General features: G+C 63.9%; 19 protein-coding genes. 7 read left to right on the plus strand and 12 right to left on the minus strand.

The features are described from left to right. The 3 genes from ING15_RS18550 to ING15_RS18560 form a co-directional block, all read right to left on the minus strand. A partial coding sequence (locus tag ING15_RS18550; protein WP_206456335.1) for a HAMP domain-containing protein occupies positions 1–1,257 on the minus strand: 1,257 nt, incomplete at its 3' end. Between the two features lie 373 nt (positions 1,258–1,630). Further along, positions 1,631–2,560 (minus strand): C40 family peptidase, encoded by a 930-nt coding sequence (locus ING15_RS18555; RefSeq protein WP_206456336.1) that lies wholly within the window; start codon positions 2,558–2,560, stop codon positions 1,631–1,633. Between the two features lie 13 nt (positions 2,561–2,573). Further along, positions 2,574–3,980, minus strand: a complete 1,407-nt coding sequence (locus ING15_RS18560) for a leucyl aminopeptidase family protein (RefSeq protein WP_206456337.1) — start codon at positions 3,978–3,980, stop codon at positions 2,574–2,576. Positions 3,981–4,110: 130 nt separating this feature from the next. Here ING15_RS18560 and ING15_RS18565 point away from each other — a divergent pair, with 130 nt between their 5' ends. Beyond that, positions 4,111–4,929, plus strand: coding sequence for a tetratricopeptide repeat protein (locus ING15_RS18565; protein WP_206456338.1), 819 nt, complete (start codon positions 4,111–4,113; stop codon positions 4,927–4,929). A 127-nt stretch (positions 4,930–5,056) separates the two neighbouring features. Here ING15_RS18565 and ING15_RS18570 read toward each other — a convergent pair whose 3' ends face one another. The 9 genes from ING15_RS18570 to ING15_RS18610 form a co-directional block, all read right to left on the minus strand. Further along, positions 5,057–6,049: a type II secretion system F family protein gene (locus ING15_RS18570; protein WP_206456339.1), complete on the minus strand. Its 993-nt coding sequence runs from the start codon at positions 6,047–6,049 to the stop codon at positions 5,057–5,059. Positions 6,050–6,115: 66 nt separating this feature from the next. Further along, the gene (locus tag ING15_RS18575) at positions 6,116–7,126 is read right to left on the minus strand and encodes a type II secretion system F family protein (RefSeq protein WP_206456340.1); all 1,011 of its coding nucleotides are present in this window, start codon (positions 7,124–7,126) and stop codon (positions 6,116–6,118) included. Beyond that, positions 7,126–8,607 (minus strand): CpaF family protein, encoded by a 1,482-nt coding sequence (locus tag ING15_RS18580; protein WP_206456341.1) that lies wholly within the window; start codon positions 8,605–8,607, stop codon positions 7,126–7,128. Before ING15_RS18580 ends, ING15_RS18575 begins: the two co-directional genes overlap by 1 nt. Positions 8,608–8,641: 34 nt before the next feature. After that, positions 8,642–9,919 carry an AAA family ATPase gene (locus ING15_RS18585; RefSeq protein ID WP_206456342.1) on the minus strand — a complete coding sequence of 426 codons (1,278 nt, stop codon included), beginning with the start codon at positions 9,917–9,919 and terminating at the stop codon, positions 8,642–8,644. Beyond that, a complete protein-coding gene (locus tag ING15_RS18590) occupies positions 9,913–10,638 on the minus strand; it encodes a CpaD family pilus assembly protein (protein ID WP_232845876.1) in 726 nt (241 codons plus the stop codon). Before ING15_RS18590 ends, ING15_RS18585 begins: the two co-directional genes overlap by 7 nt. Positions 10,639–10,658: 20 nt before the next feature. After that, the gene (locus tag ING15_RS18595) at positions 10,659–12,251 is read right to left on the minus strand and encodes a type II and III secretion system protein family protein (protein WP_232845877.1); all 1,593 of its coding nucleotides are present in this window, start codon (positions 12,249–12,251) and stop codon (positions 10,659–10,661) included. A gap of 11 nt (positions 12,252–12,262) precedes the next feature. Next, entirely contained in the window at positions 12,263–13,084 is an 822-nt protein-coding gene (gene cpaB, locus ING15_RS18600) for a Flp pilus assembly protein CpaB (protein ID WP_206456345.1), read from the minus strand. A gap of 111 nt (positions 13,085–13,195) precedes the next feature. Beyond that, entirely contained in the window at positions 13,196–13,717 is a 522-nt protein-coding gene (locus tag ING15_RS18605) for an A24 family peptidase (protein WP_206456346.1), read from the minus strand. Positions 13,718–13,851: 134 nt separating this feature from the next. Next, positions 13,852–14,034, minus strand: a complete 183-nt coding sequence (locus ING15_RS18610) for a Flp family type IVb pilin (protein ID WP_206456347.1) — start codon at positions 14,032–14,034, stop codon at positions 13,852–13,854. A gap of 233 nt (positions 14,035–14,267) precedes the next feature. Here ING15_RS18610 and ING15_RS18615 point away from each other — a divergent pair, with 233 nt between their 5' ends. The 6 genes from ING15_RS18615 to ING15_RS18640 all read left to right on the plus strand — a co-directional run. Next, positions 14,268–14,723 carry a pilus assembly protein N-terminal domain-containing protein gene (locus ING15_RS18615; RefSeq protein ID WP_206456348.1) on the plus strand — a complete coding sequence of 152 codons (456 nt, stop codon included), beginning with the start codon at positions 14,268–14,270 and terminating at the stop codon, positions 14,721–14,723. 138 nt (positions 14,724–14,861) lie between these two features. Then, positions 14,862–16,055 (plus strand): phosphopentomutase, encoded by a 1,194-nt coding sequence (locus ING15_RS18620; RefSeq protein WP_206456349.1) that lies wholly within the window; start codon positions 14,862–14,864, stop codon positions 16,053–16,055. A gap of 53 nt (positions 16,056–16,108) precedes the next feature. After that, positions 16,109–17,104 (plus strand): adenosine deaminase, encoded by a 996-nt coding sequence (locus ING15_RS18625; RefSeq protein WP_206456353.1) that lies wholly within the window; start codon positions 16,109–16,111, stop codon positions 17,102–17,104. A 36-nt stretch (positions 17,105–17,140) separates the two neighbouring features. Continuing rightward, positions 17,141–17,770: a uracil phosphoribosyltransferase gene (gene upp, locus ING15_RS18630; protein WP_206456350.1), complete on the plus strand. Its 630-nt coding sequence runs from the start codon at positions 17,141–17,143 to the stop codon at positions 17,768–17,770. Positions 17,771–17,935: 165 nt separating this feature from the next. Beyond that, positions 17,936–18,466: a retropepsin-like aspartic protease family protein gene (locus ING15_RS18635; RefSeq protein ID WP_206456351.1), complete on the plus strand. Its 531-nt coding sequence runs from the start codon at positions 17,936–17,938 to the stop codon at positions 18,464–18,466. A 363-nt stretch (positions 18,467–18,829) separates the two neighbouring features. Then, positions 18,830–19,073: hypothetical protein (locus tag ING15_RS18640; RefSeq protein WP_206456352.1), on the plus strand; the 244-nt coding region annotated here is incomplete at its 3' end.

Raw genomic sequence — 19,073 nt, forward strand, 5'->3', positions numbered from 1 at the left:
ACCGACCACCGAGCCGACGGTTTCCTCCAACACCGACACGGAGTCGTTGTAAAGATCGCAGATCTCCTCGAACCCGGCCATCGTCGCCCGGTCGAGGCGGGCCGTCAGGTCCCCCCCGGACAGGGCCGCGAAGGCCGGCTTCACATTGGCGATGAACGACTGACGCGCGGTTTCCGCAGCCTGCTTTTCGGCCTCGCTGCGTTGCTCGATGCCGAGACGTTCGGCCTCCTGGCGCTCGGCCACCATGGCCCGCTTCTGCTCCTCCGATTTCCGGAAGGCCAGGAGGGCCTTGACCATGTCGCCGATTTCATCCTTGCGGTCGGCTTGCGGCAGATCGGCTGTCATGTCACCGGCCGCGAAGGCCCTCATGGCGCCGGCTGTAACGGAAATGGGAGAGGCGATTGACCGACCGACCAGGAAAACGACGCCGGCGATGGCGAGCGTCAGCAGGATCGCGAGCCCAAGCACGGCATAAAAGGACAGCGTCGCGGCGCTGTCGCTTGCTGCGTCGGCGGCGATCCGTGCCTCTTCCACCGCCCTCTGAATCGCGGCGAAAATCGGCTCGACCTCGGCGAAGACGACGCTCAGTTCGTTGCGCAGCGCGGCTTCGGTCGCCGACGTCTCAGCGTAATCAACAAAGCGCCTAGTATAGACGTCAAGATCCTTCAACACCGCATTCCGTGCATCCGGGGAGCCGAAACCGAGAAAATCTACCTTTTCGAGCTCGGCCGCCTGCTTCTGCAGACTCGCGACATATTTCGGATCCTGCCGGAGCATGAAGTCCTTTTCGTAGCGTCGCAACGTCAGCAACATCACCTGCAGCCGAGGGTCGCCGATCTCCTTCAGCTTCGCTTCCAATTCCTGCGCCGCCGCGATCATCTCGCCACGCTTGCCGGAATTCTCATCGAAACCGAGGGCTCGGTCGAGCGTGACGGATTGGGCGAACAGGTCTGCATATCTCTTGAGCAGGCCATGCATTTCCGAAATTTTTCCGTTCACGGCGGCAAATTGGCTTGCCTGAAAATCTTCGGCGAGGTGGCCGAAATCTTCCTCGAGACGCTCCTGGACCAGGGCGTGCTCTTCGACGACTTTTTCGTTCTTGCTCAGGAAGAAGTTCTTCTCCACCCGGCGGGCCTCGAGAAAATCGATCTCGATCCGATCGGTGATGTGTGCCGTATCCCGCGCGTTGGTGATCAGTTCCTGAAACGACGCGCGAACGCTTTGCTCATAGGCGAAGATGGCGACGAGGGCCAACATGCCAGATATACAAATTGCCCCAATAATTCCTATGCGGTAGGAAATTCTCATATCTGACAGTTTCATGATATTCATGGCCCCTTATGGAATTTTATACTCGGAAAAGGACTCCGAGAATTTGATCAGACGACTGACGCCGCCCTTGGAAGTGAAAGGGGAATTAACCATTGCCGCCTAACAACTTCCTAACGAAGCCGCTGCTCGGGCTGACAAAGCATTGACTAACATGCGTTATTTTGACGCAGCACACGTTAAGCCAAGCATACGATCGCGGGAAACACCTTTGCGATCATCACCTTGGGGAAGATGAAAAGCCAATTCCGTAAGATCAGGAAACCACGCAAAAATTGCGGCCGCCCTTGCCGACACGGCCTCACGCTTGGCCAGATCGGATTCGCCGGATCCTCGTCATCGCCGCGCCCTTCGCTTCCAGCCGCGCGATCGCCTCGGCCAGCGGCTCGATCACCGTCAGCATGTGATGGGCGTTGGCATGCAAAAGCCGGGTGCCGTCGAGCATGATCCCGACATGGCCCTTCCAGAAGACGAGATCGCCCCGCGCCAACGCGGAATGAGGAAAAGTGGAAGCCGGTTTTCCGCTCGCGTTCCGCGTCGACAGACTCGCCTCGATGCCAGCGATCCGCGTGCCGAGTTCGAGCTCTTGCATGTCGGTATCGCGCGGCGCCGCGATGCCGGCCATCTGGCAGGCAATCTGGACGAGGCCGGAGCAGTCGATGCCCGAGGCACTCTTGCCGCCCCAAAGATAGGGTACACCGACGAAGCGTTCGGCCACCGTCGCGAAATCCGGCTCGGTGGCGGCGATCGGCCACAGATGCTGTTGCACCACGGCACCGTGGGGCTGAATCATCGCGTAGCGCGCGTTGTGATCCTCGGCGGCGCCGATGACGGTGACCGACGCACCCATCGGCAGATCGTGCAGTGGTGGCAGCTTGATGTCGGGGCCGGGAAACAGCAGCGTTCGCGGTACCGAGACCCGGTGGGTCGGCGCGGGGCCGGTAGGCCCGATCGCCACGCTCGGAACATAGCCGACATAGCCGTCCGTGCCGAGCTGCACCCAGGACCAGCCCTCGGCGTCGCTCTCGAAGACCGTCACCGGTTCGCCGAACAATGCTTCGGTATCGAGCGGCGCGTCGGCGGTCGGCCGGCGGCGGACCGGCGCCAGCGGGCTGACGATGCGACGTTCCTCGCCCGCGACGAAGCGCGCGGCGTCGACCCGGCCTTGCAGCCGGATATCGGCGAGATCATCGCGAAATGCATGGAGACGGGAATCGAGCGGCGATGTCATGGCGTCAGCCCCCTCATCGTACCGGAAAGCGCGTCTTGAGAACCGCGAACAGCGCCCGGATCGCCTGCGCTTCTCCGCCCACCGGCCCGATCGGGCTCGGCTTCGGCCGCCAGCCATAGATGTCGAAATGGGTCCAGCTTTTTGCCTTGTCGACGAAGCCTTGCAGGAACAGGGCGGCGGTCACCGATCCGGCGAAGGCGTCGCTAGTGACGTTGTTGGTGTCGGCGATCTTGGAGGCAAGGTTCGCCGCATAGGGTCGCCAGAGCGGCATCCGCCAGACCGGATCGGCGACATCGAGGCCGGCCTGCGCGATCTCGCCGGCGAGCGCCATATCGTCCGTGTAGAACGGCGCAATATCCGGTCCGAGCGCCACCCGCGCCGCGCCGGTCAGCGTCGCCATATCGATCAGCAGATCCGGCGCTTCCTCGTCCGCCAGCGCCAGCGCGTCGGCCAGCACCAACCGCCCCTCGGCGTCGGTGTTGCCGATCTCGACCGTCTTGCCCTTGCGGCTGGTCAGCACGTCGCCCGGCCGGAAGGCATCGCCGGCAATCGCGTTCTCGACGGCGGGGATCAGCACGCGCAGGCGCACCGGTAGCTTGGCCGCCATCACCATGCGGGCGAGGCCAAGCACGTTGGCGGCGCCGCCCATGTCCTTCTTCATCAGCAGCATGCCGGACGCCGGCTTGATGTCGAGGCCGCCGGTATCGAAGCAGACACCCTTACCGACGAGCGTCAGCTTCGGATCGTCCGGCCGGCCCCAGCAAAGATCGATCAGTCGGGGCGCCGACGCGCTCGCCCGGCCGACCGCGTGGATCATCGGAAAATTTTGCTTCAACAGCGCATCGCCTTCGATCGTCGCGACGCGCGCGCCGAATTGATTGCCCAGTGCGCGAACCGCGTCTTCAAGTTCCCCCGGCCCCATGTCGCTCGTCGGCGTGTTGATCAGATCGCGCGCGAGACAGACACCCGCCGCGATGCTGTCGATGTCCGCCCGGTCGAACCCTTCGGCGGCAAGAAAGCGGATGTCGCCGTCGCCGCCGTCGTCTGCTTTCGACGACCGGTAGCGGTCGAAGCGATAGCCGCCGAGAATGAGCGCCAGCGAGGCGAGCGGCCCGTCGATGGCGGTTTCGTCGGCGAAATACCAATCCCCGGCCGGCAACGTGGCGGCCAACGCACCCGCCAGTAGCGCCCGGCGTTCCCTCGCGCCCTCTCCGGCACCGCCCTTGCCAAGACCGAGAACCGCGCCGGCGACGTTGCCTTTCGCGTCCGGCACGATCAGCACGCTTCCCGCCTCGGCCGCAAATCGAGCAATCTTCGCCCAACTGGCGGTCGCGTCTGGGAGGGCCTCGAGCCCGGCCTTGTCCGCGGTCCAGACAGGCAAGACGGCAGCGCTCCTGGCGCTGACGAAGGTGACGGTCATGGAGCCAGGTTCCTTGTTACGGCGGCGACGGATTAACCGGCCGTTAGGGTTAACAAATTACTCTTTCCGCCACGGGCCGGAGCATCAGCGTCGGCCATACCCTCATCCGCTGACGAAACGGGAGCAGTTCATGGTCGGGCGCGAAACTAGACCGATTCGTCGATCGAGACAGGGGCTTCTTGTCGGGGTCGTCCTGGTTCTCGCTCTGACCCAGGGCTGCGCCTCGGTTTCCAACGAGATCACCGGCTCGGTCCGTAAGCCTGCGTCAGGCCGTACGGTCGCTGAGATGTCGTCGGGCGAATTGCAGAACGCGGTGGCCTCCTACGGCCAGGCATATGAAAAAAATTCCAAGGACAAGGCGACGGGCCTGTCCTATGCCGCGACCCTTCAGATGGCCGGGCGCAACGACCAGTCCCTGGCGGTGATGCAGCAGGTCGCCATCGCCCACCCCAAGGATCGCAACGTGCTCGCTGCCTACGGCAAGGCGCTTGCCGCCGCAGGCGACTTGCCGAAGGCGCTGGAGACGGTGCGCCGGGCCCAGACGCCGGACTATCCGGACTGGCGGCTTTATTCGGCGGAGGGCGCCATCCTCGATCAGCTGGGCAAATCGGACGAGGCCAGGGTGCTGTATCGCAAGGCGCTGGACATGGCGCCGGACGAGCCGACCATCCTTTCCAATTTGGGCATGTCCTACCTGTTGGCGAACGACCTGCCGGCGGCGGAAAAATACCTTCGCGCGGCGGCCGCGCGGCCCGGCGGCGACAGTCGCGTGCGTCAGAACCTGGCGCTGGTCGTCGGCCTGCAGGGCCGCTTCGCGGAAGCCGAGACGATTGCCGCGGCGGAGCTCTCGCCCAAGGAGGCGCAGGCCAATGTCGCTTACCTGAAGGAGATGCTGGCCCAGCAGAACACCTGGTCGATGCTGAAGGACAAGGACGGCGGCAAGAGCTGATCCCTCGCCCGCCGGCAGAGGAAAAACCGACGGAAAAGGGCGAAGCGGCAGCTTCGCCCTTTTTCGCGTCACGAGCACCGCACGCGGGATTACCGGCTGTGCTCCGATAACGGCGTCTCAGGACGCTCTATTGGGTCTCCATCACCTGAATGATCGCCGGGCCGATAATGACGGCGAACAGCACCGGCAGGAAGAAGACGATCATCGGCACGGTCAGCTTCGGCGGTAGCGCCGCAGCCTTCTTCTCGGCCAGATTCATGCGCGTGTCGCGGTTCTCCTGCGACAGCGTACGCAACGCCGTGCCGAGCGGCGTGCCGTAGCGCTCGGCCTGCACGAGCGCGGTCGTGACCGCCCGCACACCGTCAAGCCCCGTCCGGGCGGCAAGGTTGTCATAGGCGACCTTGCGATCGGGCAGATAGGACAGCTCGGCGCAGACCAGAACGAGTTCTTCCGCGAGCGCGACCGACTGGATGCCGATTTCCTCGGCGACCCGGCGGAAAGCCGCTTCGATCGAGTTGCCCGATTCCACACAGATCAACAGAAGATCGAGCGCGTCCGGCCAGGCGCGGGTAATCGACAGACGGCGTTTGGACGCCTGGTTGCTGATGAACACGATCGGCGCGTAAAAGCCCAGATAGGCGAAGCCGATACAGCCCAAGACGCGAAACATCGTCGGCTGCGCGGCGAAAAGCCCCAGGCCGAAAACGTAGAACAGGGCAAGCGTCAGCATGACCAGGGGCATGATCGCGCGGGCGAAGAGGAAGAGGGTCAACGGACGCTGGCCGCGGTAGCCGGCAACCCGCAGATTGGCGACCGTCTTGTCATCGACCAGCGCCTTGCGAAGGTTCAGGCTGTTGACGACCAGCGCGACGATGCCCTTGCTGTCCTGCTGGCGCAGGCCGCCGCCACGGCCCTGTTCCTTTTCGATGGCCATCCGCGCGCGCTCCCGCGCCCTCACCTGCTCGCGCTCCAGCGCCACCGCCTTCATCCGACTTTTCAGCTGGTTGCCCGCGAGCAGTGGCAGCGTGATGGTGACGAGCGTGGTGAACACCGCGACCGCGATCACGGCGCTGACGACGAGCGACCCCGAGACGCCGAAATATTGAAACACCGATTCCATCGTCGGATGCTGCCTTCCTATGCGTCTCGTTTGGCCTGCGGCCGTGTGCCGGCGATCATTCGCCGGTCAGAAGTCGAAATTGATCATCTTCTTCATGGTAAAGATGCCGAGCGCCATCCAGACGGCGGAGGCGAGCAGAATGATCTTGCCGATATCGGTGGTGAAGAGGATCGAGATGTAGTCGGGGGTCGTCAGGTAAACGAGGCCGCCGACGATGATCGGCAGGGAACCGATGATGCCGCCGGAGGCCTTGGCCTCCATCGACATCGCCTGGATCTTGCCCTTCATCTTTTTGCGGTCGCGCAGCACCTTGGACAGATTACCCAGAGCCTCGGAAAGATTGCCGCCGGCCTGGGCCTGGATGGTGATGACGATCGAGAAGAAGTTGGTCTCCGAGATCGGCACGTTCCGGTAAAGACGTTCGACCGATTCGGCGATCGAAACACCCATCTGCTGCGTTTCCATGATTTTCTGGAATTCGCCTCGCACCGGCTCCTGTATCTCGCTGGCGACCATTCTCAACGTGTCGTTCAGCGGCAGGCCGGATTTGACGCCGCGCACGATGAGATCGACGGCGTTGGGAAATTCGTCGACGAATTTCTGCAGGCGCCGCTTTCGCGCACGCGCCAAAAGGAAGCGGGGGACTCCGAGACCGCTGAAGATCGCGACGCCGAGCGTCAGTATCCATGACAGGCCGAAGAGCATCGCGATCAAGGCGCCCAGAAGCGCCAGAGCGACGCTGATCATCACGAAATGCGCGACCGTCAGCGAAAGACCCGCCTGCTCCAGCCGGCGTTTCAAGGTGAGCTTACCGACGTGCTTGTCACGCTCTTTCTGGCGATCCTCCAGATCCTTGAGCGAGGACTGGATCGTCTTGCGGCGCTTGGACTGTTCCTGAAGCCGCTCGCGCGCCACTTTCAGCGAAGCGCGGTCGCTTTCGTCACGCGTGTATTGCGAGCGCCGGGTCTCGACCTTCTTCTCGGCCGCGATGCGAGGCTGCAGAAAGGCATAAGCGAGACCGCCGGCCGCGACCATCGACAGGAAAATGAAGAGGAGACCGGCTGCCGACGTCAGCATCACGGTTCCCTCTCCGGTTCGGCAGCACTGCTCGCGTCGAGCGCCGCCGCCAGGCGTTGCTCCTCGTTGTAGTAGCGCGCGCGATCCCAAAAGGCCGGCCGCCCGATTCCGGTCGAGCGATGACGGCCGAGGATTCGGCCCTGCGCATCCTCGCCGACCATGTCGTAGACGAACAGATCCTGGGTGGTGATCACGTCGCCCTCCATGCCGAGCACTTCGGTGATGTGGGTGATCCGTCGCGAGCCGTCGCGCAGCCGCGCGGCCTGGACGATGACATCGACGGAACCGACGATGATCTCCTTGACCGTCCGCGAGGGCAGCGAATAGCCGCCCATGGCGATCATCGATTCCATGCGGTTGAGACATTCGCGCGGCGAGTTGGAGTGGATCGTGCCCATCGAGCCGTCATGGCCGGTGTTCATCGCCTGCAGCAGGTCGAAGACCTCCGGTCCGCGCACCTCGCCGACGATGATCCGCTCGGGCCGCATGCGCAGGCAGTTCTTGACCAGATCGCGCATGGTGATCTCGCCCTCGCCCTCGATATTGGGCGGCCGGGTTTCCAGCCGGACGACATGCGGCTGCTGCAACTGCAGTTCGGCGGAGTCCTCGCAGGTGATGATGCGTTCGTCTTCGTCGATATAGCGGGTCAGACAGTTGAGCAGCGTCGTCTTGCCCGAGCCGGTACCGCCGGAGATGACGGTGTTGCAGCGCACCCGGCCGATGATCTGTAGGATCTGGGCGCCCTCCGGCGAAATGGCACCGAAACTGACGAGCTGGTCGAGCGTCAGCTTGTCCTTCTTGAACTTTCGGATCGTCAGGGCGGCGCCATCGATCGCCAGCGGCGGCGCGATGACGTTGACGCGGGACCCGTCGGGCAGACGCGCATCGCAGATCGGCGAGGTTTCGTCGACGCGCCGGCCCACCTGGCTGACGATCCGCTGGCAGATGTTCAGGAGCTGCTGCGTGTCGCGAAACCGCACATTGGTCTGCTGGACCTTGCCCGCGACCTCGATGAAGGTCTGGCGGGCGCCGTTGACCATGATGTCGGAGATGTCGTCGCGGGCGAGCAGCGGCTCCAGCGGCCCATAACCCAACACATCGTTGCAGATGTCGCTGAGCAGATCCTCCTGCTCGGCGATCGACATCGCGAAATTCTTGATCGAGACGATGTCGTTGACGATGTCCCGGATCTCCTCGCGGGCGCTCTCGACATCCAGCTTGGCGAGCTGCGAAAGGTCGATCGTATCGATCAGCGCCGCAAAGACCTGGGTCTTTCGCTCATAATAATTGTCGGATCGTGCCATCGGGGCACTCTCGACATGTCGAGGCGCCTCGGCCATCGCCCTGGCCGGCGGCTCTGTCGGACGCGCGGGCGGTTCGGCCGGCCGGGCATACTCGGCCGGTGGCGCGACCGACTTCGGCGGCGGCGGCAAGGTGGCCGCGCCGCCGAGAGGCTTGTCGTTCCCGCGCTTTCCAAACATGATGATGCTGCTCCCGAAGGTGGTTTGGCTACGCCTATTTGCGACGAAGAAGGTCCAATAGACCCGATTTTTTCAACCGCTTGGGCTCGCCGCGCCCGGTCAGGACATGGGCGATCTGGTGGAATGCCTCGACGGCGGCGTGCTTGGCGTCGATCTCGGCGATCATCTGGCCGTTATTGGCGGCATTGCCGAACGCCAGCGGGTCGAACACGATCCGGGCGAGCGGCTCGAGCCCGAGCGGCTCGGAGAATTCCTCGGGCGAGATTTCAGGTCGCTTGGGGATCGTCAGCTGGTTCAGGATGAGATGCGGCGCAGGATCGTTTGGCCGCAGCTTCTTCAGCATGTCGACGAGGTTCTTGGCATTGCGCAGATTGGCCAGATCCGGCGTCGCGGTGATGACGATCTGATCGGCTTCCGCCAGGACGTTTCGGGTCCAGTCGTTCCACACATGCGGCACGTCGAGCGCGACGATGGGGGCGCCGCGCTGGGCGGTTTCGATCAGCGCGGTGAAGGCATCGGCGGAAAAGTCGTAGGTCCGGTCGAGGACGGACGGCGCCGCCAGCAACGACAGGTGTTCGGCGCATTTCGACAGCAGCCGGTCGAGCAGGACGTCGTCCATCCGTTCGGCGGAAAACACCGCTTCCGCGATACCCTGGGCGGGGTCCTGGTCGAAATTGATGTTCGCAGTGCCGAACGGCAGATCCAGATCGGCGAGCACCACATCGTTCGAAAACAGCTTGGAGATCGACCAGGCGACGTTGTGGGCAATGGTCGAGGATCCGACACCGCCCTTGGCGCCGATGAAGGCGATCGAACGGCCAAGCGGTTCGGCGTCGGGCGCGGTGAACAGCGCGCCGATCACGGTCATGACGTCGGCGATCGAGATCGGCGCGACGAGATACTCCGAAATGCCCCGGCGCACGAGATCGCGGTAGAGCGGGACGTCGTTGTAGTGGCCGATGATGACCACCTTGGAGCCGGGGTCGCAGACCTCCGACAGGGCCTCGAGTTCGGCGATGAGCTCGTCCGGCGGGAGCTTCGATTCGAGCAGCACCAGATTGGGTGTCGGCGCACCGGAAAAATGCTCGGTCGCCGCGCGGATGCCGCCCATATTGACGCGAAGATGGGTCTTCGCCATGCGGCGATCCGAGCCGGCCTTTTCGATCGGCTTGGAAACGCCGTCGGTTTCGCAGAAGGCCTGGATCGAAATGCGCGGCATCGGCCGAACCTTATCCAGCCTGAGGCTCGCGTCCTCTACCCCGTCCGGCGCGTCGAACGACACATCGTCCCTGATTGTCTCCGCGGTCACCATTGGTAGTCAGCCTCCGTGTCGTTCGGCTGCGCCATCGTCCGCTCGCCCTTGCGATATTTCTCCAAAATCGTGGTCCGCCGCTCGGCGTCGCTCGAATCCATTCCGCGTGGCGACAGGAGATCGCGCGGATCGGCGATCTGGGCGGCGAGATTCTGCTGGCTGGCGCAACCGAAGTTGAAATAGTTCTTGTTCTCGGACGTATCTGCGAGATCCGCCGGCCAGCGCCCACAGGGACCGGTCTTGGCAACGAGGCCCGAATAGGCCAGGCGGATCGGCGTCGGTCCGCTCGCCCCCGCCGCCGAATAAGGCTGGACGAAGATCCGGTCGCGGGCGATCTTGCGGCCGCGCAAGGCCTTGACGATCCCACCGGAGAGCCGGTCAGCGGCATATTGATTGGCCGATCCCGTCGGCAGCAGCACCTGAATGGTGTCGGCGCCGGAGGCGCGGAACCGGTCGGCGAAATCCTCGACGCGGCCGCGATCGGCATAGGACAGGCGCCCGTCGGAGGCGACGACCGGAATATCGACCGCCGTCTGGGCTTCCGAGACGACGATCGGATGGCGCGTGCGATAGTCGTCCGGGATGGCACCGACCTCGACATGCTGAACATTGGCGCATCCACCGGCAACCAGCAGCGCGCCAAGCGCGAGGACTGTGCCGCCGCGCCGCCGCGAGAGCCGTCGGGGCTTGGCGCCCGCGAATTCGAAAAGGTCTTTCATCTGCGATCTCCTCGAACCGGTCATTTGTAGATAAAGCCGACGACGCCGTGATACCGGCCGGGGGGCAGCTTGGTTTCCATCTGGCCGTAGACGCGATTGATCCGACCGAGGAAGTTGCCGGCGCCGTCGCTCGAGATGCCGAGGCCGTCGTCGGGCCGGGCGAGCGCCTGGCGTGCGACCGGCCGCACCAGATACGGCGTCACGATGACGACGAGTTCGGTCTCGTAGCGCTGGAAGTCGCGGCTGCGGAACAAGGTGCCGAGGATCGGGATCTTCGACAGGCCCGGCGTTCCCGAAATGACCTGGCGCACCTCGTCGCGGACAAGGCCGGCGATGACCAGCGAGCCGCCCGAGGGAAGCTCCACCGTGGTGTCGGCGAGGCGTTTGCGGATGCCGGGCGGCGTCATCCCGGGCGCGACTCCTCCCGGAAAGCTGAACGGGCTCTCGAAGGTCGGCTCCGACACGCTGGTACGGATCTTCAGACTGATGCGACCGGCCGAGAGCACGACCGGGGTGAAGTCGAGGCCGATGCCGTAATCGATCTTCGAGGTCTCGTATTCGACCGAGGCGGGAGTCGTGTCGAACCCGACGATATTGCCGGCCGCGTTGAGGATCGGCGTCCGCGTTTCGGGCGTCTCCGATTTTCCCTGGGGAACGACAAACTCACCGCCGACTTTAAAACTCGCCTTCTCGCCGGAAATCGCCGTCAGGCTGGGCTCGGCCAGCGTGCGCATGACGCCGGCCTGCTCCATGGCGCTGAGCTGGCTGGTAATGTCGAAGCCGCCTATGCTGCCAGTGGCCTTCGCAAAGGTGTCGGTGATTGCCTTGCCCAATCCGAACGGATTGTCGAGATTGCCGTAGGTAATGCCGTTGTTCGAAACCGAACCGTTGAAGCCGAGCTGCTTGACGACCGAGCGCTGTACCTCGGCGACCGTCACCTTCAGCGTCACCTGATCCTCGCCCTGGATCTGGAGAAGATTGACGATCTGGCTCTGGCGGCGGTCCTCCTGGGCGAAAGCGACGTCGCTGTTGCCGCCACCGGCCCCGCCCGTCGCGGTTGCCGACTGGATATACTGACCTGTCGTTCCCTCGCCGCCTGTGACGAAAATGCGCGCCAGCCGCTCCACCTTGGCCGCGTCCTGGGGCGTCTGCACCATGCCGGTGAGAACGACATTGTCGTTCAGCATTTCGATCGTGACGTCGGAGGACGGCACATATTTGCGGATCGACGCCTCCAGGCCGCTGATGTCGCGCTCGATCTTCAGGTCGATCGACGCGATCTGGCGGTTCTGGCGATCGAAGACGACGATGTTGGTCTGTCCGATCTGTTTGCCGAAAATGTAGATGCGCCGGGCGTCCCGCGTGACGGCGTCCGCCACCGCCGGATTGGCGACGAGGATGTCATGCGCGTCCGCCGCCAGGACGATGACCTTGGTCTTGTTGAGACCCAGATTGATGGTCTGCGCGCCCTGACGGACGTTGACCACCGTCTCTTGCGCGGCGGCCGGCACGGCGGACATCACCGGCGTCAGCGCCGTCGAGAAGGCGGCAAGTCCCAAGACCGCCTGCCGGAACCGGCTGCGCCAAATGTCGGATCGGTTGGTTGGGCTCATCGACCTGCCTGTCATTTGGACGTTGTGATGTCGGTGGACTGGCCGTAGCGCACGACCTTGATCTTGCCGCGCTGCGAGTTTTCCTGGGCCAGCAGGAAGGCGGCGTAGCCGGGTGAGCCGGGGACCGAATCGGCGAGAGAGCGCAGCGACAGCACCAGCCGGTCGGCGATCTGTTGGGCGGCGGTCAGCGCTTCGGCCTGATCCGGATCGACCTCGAGCGTCGCCGTCGATCCGACGACGACCTTTTCCCCATCCTTCTCCTCGATCGTCTGATCGATCGCGAGAACGCGGAGATTGCGCAGCACCGTTTCGGTCGTGACTTTTTCGCTGCGACCGTCCGAGCTGGCGGTCCGGCGGCTCATGATGATGTCGACATGGTCGTTGGGAAGCACGAAGCCGCCGGCCGACGTATCCGCCGCGATCTGGATGGCCACGGCGCGTTTGCCGGCCGGAAGGATCGCCGACATGAATCCACGGTCGGCGCGGATCAGCTTGGCTTCGCGCACGGGTTCGCCCGCGAAGAAAGACTGACGGGCGATCGAGCCCTTGAGTTCCTCGATTGCGTCGGGGCGATCGCTCTTGAGGATCAGGGTCGGACCGATCCCGTCTTCGGGCCATTTCTGCCAGTCGAGAACAGCCTCGACGGACGCGCCCATGGCGAGATCCGTCGTCGTAACCAGCACGTCGACGAGCTTGATCGGAGGTTCGGCCGGAGCGGCGGTGATGATCACCGGTTCGGAAGGTTCCGGCTGTGAGAGATTGAGGGCGACGAAGCCGGCGCCAGCGGCCGCGACAAGAGCGACCGCCACGACTGCAATGCGCGCTAGATTCATCGGACAACTCCCGCAAACTGGGCCGCTTCCCTGCGGCTGTTCGCATCGGTTATCGCCGACAAACCCTCAATGTATGGTTAACGAAACCTAACAAGGCCGAATGGCGCCCTTTCAGAAGGACGCGGCGGCCACGCCCTTGATCGCGATGTCCATCCACACGCTTCCAGAATAGACGGTTAGGCCGGCCAGTCCGATCGCGATTCCGTATGGGATGCCTGTATCCTGATCCAGAAGCCGGTCAACGAAATCGATTCCCGTGACGGGCGCGAGTTGAGCCCGGGAGATGAGAAGCGCGATGGTCAACATGCCACCATAGATCGCGCCGAGCAGCAAGAATTCGACAAGTTGGATCGTCGGCCCGAACCACACCGCTGTCGCGGCCAGAAGCTTGGCGTCGCCGCCGCCCATCCAGCCGGCCGCGAAGAATCCGTACGTGACGGCCAGGCACAAGAGACCAATTCCGAGATGAAGGGAGATGAGGCCGATCGGCATCCCTGCCGCCACGGCGGCGACCGGAAACACGACGACAAGGATAAGAGAAACGCGGTTAGCAATAGTCATAGAAACAAGATCGGAGCATGCCGCGTAGATCATTGCAAAAGGGAAGATAAAAATGATGGCAAATGTTAACATTAAATGCTTCTCATCGTTTTCAAATATCTACCCAGTAGTCGAGTTAGGTCGAATCAGAGCGAAGTAAAAAGGCAGGAAACGATGTCCCCTGCCCTGATTTATTTACGCCCTCGAAGATATCATCCACGTGATGACTACTTGGTCTTCGTAGCGCTTTTGACGGTCCCGGCGATTGAAGAGAACGAACTCGACAGATTTCCGCCGAGGGTCGTGGCGCCGGCGATGATGGCGGTGCCGATCAGAGCGGCGATGAGGCCGTACTCGATCGCCGTGGCGCCGGACTCATCGTTGATGAAACGCATGAACTGCTTGGACATGGGAACTCCTTGAAACCCGATTACAGCACTCCCGTCGACTGTTTCCGTCGATCGGATTAGGCGAAACTACTCCTCCCCTGTTGCAATCGGCTTAAGGTTTTTGGTTGATTTTTCATTACACGGATTCCCCTGCGGAATGACTAAGAAATTCCGAGGAAATCCGGTTAATCGCCCGTTTACCGCAATGTCGTACGAATAATCGAAACCGAAATTCGAGGAACGGGACACGCCTCATGAATCGCCTTCTCCGCCTCGTGTTACCCACGATGATCCTGGGCCTTTTCGCCACCGAGGCGCAGGCCGGAAGCACACTCGGCGTCGCCGTCGACCATGCGAGGATCATCGAGATCGACCGTCCGGCCGCGACGGTCATCGTCGGCAACCCGGCGATCGTTGATGTCGAGGTACTGAGCTCGGAACGCCTCGTCCTCACCGGACGCAGTTACGGCATCACCAATATCGTCATTCTCGACCAGGCCGGCGACATGATCCTCGATGAACAGGTCGCGGTCCAGACCTTCGAGAACAACACCGTCCGCGTCTATCGCCAGGCAAGCCGGGTCACCTACGCCTGCGCGCCGAAATGCGAGCCGACCGTGACGATCGGCGACGATACGGAAAGCTTCCAGCAGGCGAACCAGCAATACGCCGTACGCCAGGCGATGGCGACCGAAGCCGCCGCGCGCTAGCCGCGGGATCGACAAAGACGCCAGACCAGTCTTCTGCTGGAAATTCGGGACGCCTCTGCGCCCCTATCCAATCGAGCCCGACGAACTATCTTCGCCACGGAAGGATTCACGGAAATCCACCGCAGCGGAGACAGGCCTTTGGCGCGCGCGATTCTCATGGTTCTCGATTCCTTCGGCATCGGCGGCGCGCGCGATGCGGCGAGCTTCGGCGACGAGGGGGCTGACACCTTCGGCCATATCCTGGCGGCGGCGGAGCGCGGAAAAGCCGATCAGGGCGGCCTGAGAAGCGGCCCCCTCGCCCTTCCCAATCTGCGCCGGCTCGGCCTCTACCGCGCCGCTGGTCAGTCATCGGGCGAGGCATGCATCGGCCTTTGGGGCTCCGCAGGGGAAGTTTCACACGGCAAGGACACCCCGTCCGGCCATTGGGAAATCGCCGGCGTACCGGTGCTCTTCGACTGGGGCTATTTCCCGCGGGAGATCCCCGCCTTCCCGGCCTCGCTCATCCAGCAGATCGTCGACGACAGCCAGATTCCCGGCGTCCTCGGCCAGTGCCACGCCTCGGGCACCGAGATCATCGCCGAACTCGGCGAGGAGAGCGTGCGGACCGGCAAGCCGATCTTCTATACCTCGACCGACAGCGTGTTGCAGATCGCAGCGCACGAGACCCATTTCGGCCTCGAGCGTCTCTACGGTCTCTGCGCCACCGCGCGCCGGCATGTCGATCCGTTGAATATCGGCCGGGTCATCGCCCGGCCCTTCGTCGGCGAGACGGCACAAGACTTCCGCCGCACCGCCAACCGACGCGACTATTCCGTGCCGCCGCCGGAACCGACGCTGCTCGACCGCGCCGTCGATGCCGGCCGGCGGGTGATCGCGATCGGCAAGATCGGCGACATTTACGCCCATCGGGGCATATCCGAAGTGCGCAAGGGCGATGGCAACGATGCGCTGTTCGATGTCCTGCTCGGCGCCCTCGACGACGCGGCGGACGGCGATCTGATCTTCGCCAATTTCGTCGATTTCGACATGCTCTACGGCCACCGCCGCGACGTCGCCGGCTATGCCGCCGCGCTGGAGGCCTTCGACGCGCGCCTGCCGGAGCTGGAGGCCAGGCTCCGGCCGGGCGATATTGCGGTTCTCACCGCCGACCATGGCTGCGATCCGACCTGGCGCGGCTCCGACCACACCCGCGAGAACGTGCCCGTCTTGGTCTTCGGCCCCGACGTCGCGCCGGGCAGCATCGGCCATCGCGAGACCTTCGCCGATATCGGCGAAAGCGTCGCCGCCCATCTCGGCCTGCCCGCCGGCCGCCACGGAACCAGCTTCCTTTGAGCAACGACAACGCCCCGGCGGTCGCCCGCGCCGGTCGCGGCGGCACAGTGCCGATGGCGGAATTGCACTGCCATATAGAGGGCACCGCCGATCCGGCACTGGTGCTGGAGTTGGCTGAGCGGCACGGCATCGACCTCGGCGGCATCATCCGCGACGGCGCCTATGTCTGGCACGACTTCACCAGTTTCCTCGCCGCTTACGACCGCGCCGCGACGGTCTTTCAGAGCGCGGACGACTTCGCTCGGCTCGCCGAGGATCATCTGACCCGGCTCGCGGACGCCGGGACGATCCATGCCGAGTTCTTCATCTCACCCGATCATGCCGAGGCCGGAGGAACCGCGCCGCAAGCTTATCTGACGGGCCTTGCCGAGGGCGTCCGCCGCGCCCGCCATGCCACCGGCATCGAAGCCCGGATGATCGTCGTCGGCGTCCGGCATCTGGGCGCCGGGCGGGTCGAAGCCGCCGCGCGCTTTGCCATCGCCGGCGCCGTGTCGGAGCCGCTTCTGACCGGCTTTGGCCTCGCCGGTGACGAGCGCAGCTTCGCGCCGCGCGACTTCGCCAAGGCCTTCGACATCGCCCGCGATGCCGGTCTCGGCCTGACCGCCCATGCCGGCGAGTTGTGCGGTGCCGACAGCGTGCGCGAGACCATCGCGGCGCTGAAGCCGCAACGCATCGGCCACGGCGTCCGTGCGATCGAGGACGACGATCTCGTTCGGCGGATCGCGGCGGAGGGCATCGTGCTCGAAGTCTGCCCCGGCTCGAACCTGGCGCTCGGCATCTTTCCCGATGCCGCATCGCACCCGCTCCGCCGCCTGGTCGAGGCCGGCGTCAGGGTGACGCTGAACGCCGACGATCCGCCCTTCTTCGCCACCGATCTTGCCGCCGAATACCGCTTCGCCGCAGACGCCGGGATCGGCCGGGCCGGGCTGCTCGCCTTGACCCGCAACGCCATCGAGGCCGCCTTCGTCGATCCGGCGACCCGCCAGCGGCTTCTCGACAGGCTGATGCGCGACGCCATTTCGCTTGGCGCGCCGCCGTCGAGGCATTAGAGCATCGGACGATCCGCAGGCAGAAAGCGAGGCCCCATGGACGGCGTCACCGTCATCGACCACCCGCTGGTCCAACACAAACTCACCATCATGCGCAAGAAGGAGACCTCGACGGCAAGCTTCCGCCGGCTGCTCCGCGAGATCTCGACGCTGCTCTGCTACGAGGTGACCCGCAATCTCGACCTCACCACCATCCGCATCGAAACGCCGATGGAGGCGATGGACGCGCCCGTCCTGGAAGGCAAGAAGCTGGTCTTCGCCTCGATCCTGCGGGCCGGCAACGGCCTCCTGGAAGGCATGCTGGACCTCGTTCCAGCGGCCCGCGTGGCCCATATCGGCCTTTATCGCGACCATGAGACGCTGCAGCCGGTCGAATATTACTTCAAGGCCCCGGACGATCTGGCCGACCGGCTGGTGATCGTCGTCGATCCGATGCTGGCGACCGCCAATTCCGCCATCGCGGCGATGGACAAGCTGAAGGAGCGCGGCGCGCGCAACATCCGCTTCCTCTGCCTTCTCGCCGCGCCCGAGGGCGTCGAGCGGTTTTGCGCCGCGCACCCGGATATTCCGGTGTTCACCGCGGCGATCGACAGCCATCTCAATGACAAGGGCTATATCGTCCCCGGCCTCGGCGACGCCGGCGACCGGATGTACGGCACCAAGTAGTTGGCCCCGGCGACATGGCCTCCGCCGGCATTCGGGCCGGCGGGGCGTTAACGTTTTCGCAACCGCGTCGGCCAAATCCGCGCGCCGCCACCGAGCCCTTTCGCGGACGTTAACGGCGATGCGCTACGCTGGTCCGGTTTTCCGAAACGGCGCGCGGATCGGCCGATGCAGAAATTCATGCTTGTCCTCGTCCTGTCGTCGATGGTGGCGCTCGCGGACCCGTCGGCCTTCGAGGAGTATCGCGCGCGCATGCTCACCGGACAGGTCGAGACGCTCGACCCCCCGCCCCAGGTGATCGACGCCGCGGTGGAAGCGCCCCCCTCCGGTCGGCTCGCCCTCTTGCGCGCCGATGCCAGCGGCCATTTTCGCGCCGACGCGCGCATAAACGGCCGGAACGTCCCGGTGCTCGTCGACACCGGCGCGACTTACGTCGCGATCGACCAGACCACCGCGCGCCAGCTCGGCATCGTCCCGGCGAGGGCCGACTATCGCCACAGGGTGCAGACCGCCAATGGCGAGACCAGGGCGGCGCTCGCCAGCATCACCCGTCTTCAACTGGGACCGATCGAATTGCGCGACGTCGAAGCGCTGGTCACCCGCGACGGCACCCTGCCGGTGACCTTGCTCGGCATGAGCTTTCTGAGCCGCCTGTCGAAATTCGAGATCTCGGACGGCCGGCTGACGTTGCGGCAGTAGCCCGGTCGTCGGAGGTCGTGTCCAGGAACGATGGTGACCCACAACGCGCCCAAGGCAGGCGTTCCTTCGCTTATTGCGAGGCCTCGAAGGCTCACACTCCTCAACCGGAGTCGATCGGCTTGGATTGGTGGGTAGCAGATTGGCGGCTTCTAGTCTCACAACTTGAAACGCGGACACAGCCAGATCGACAGAACACCGGACGGGAAACAGTCAGGCAGCTTTTGACACACGCATGCGAATAGTGGACGTTACCGCCGGAGAATTGGCGGCTGTGGGCTCACACAAGCAACCAAAAGAAAAGCGGACTGGCCGAACTTAAAATGGCATTGCACAGGGACCGAAGAATCTTCGGATGGAGGGTGTATGAGGGTTCGGCATCTGGTCGCAGAGCCAAAGATTATCAGCAGTGACACCCGGTGGCGCCGCGACGATATGGCGCCACGTTTCAGCGGGCTCTACACCAAAACAAAGCCGATCAGGGCTGGGTGGCAGTGGCGTTCGGTTGTTGCTCTGTCAGAACATAAAGAGTACATTTTCCTGGTTCAGGGCCATGAAGACAAAGACAATTGGGCCGCATGGCTCGTCTTAAAGACAGATGGCGGCTGTT

It is taken from the genome of Aurantimonas marina (assembly GCF_017183135.1).
Classification (GTDB): domain Bacteria; phylum Pseudomonadota; class Alphaproteobacteria; order Rhizobiales; family Rhizobiaceae; genus Aurantimonas; species Aurantimonas marina.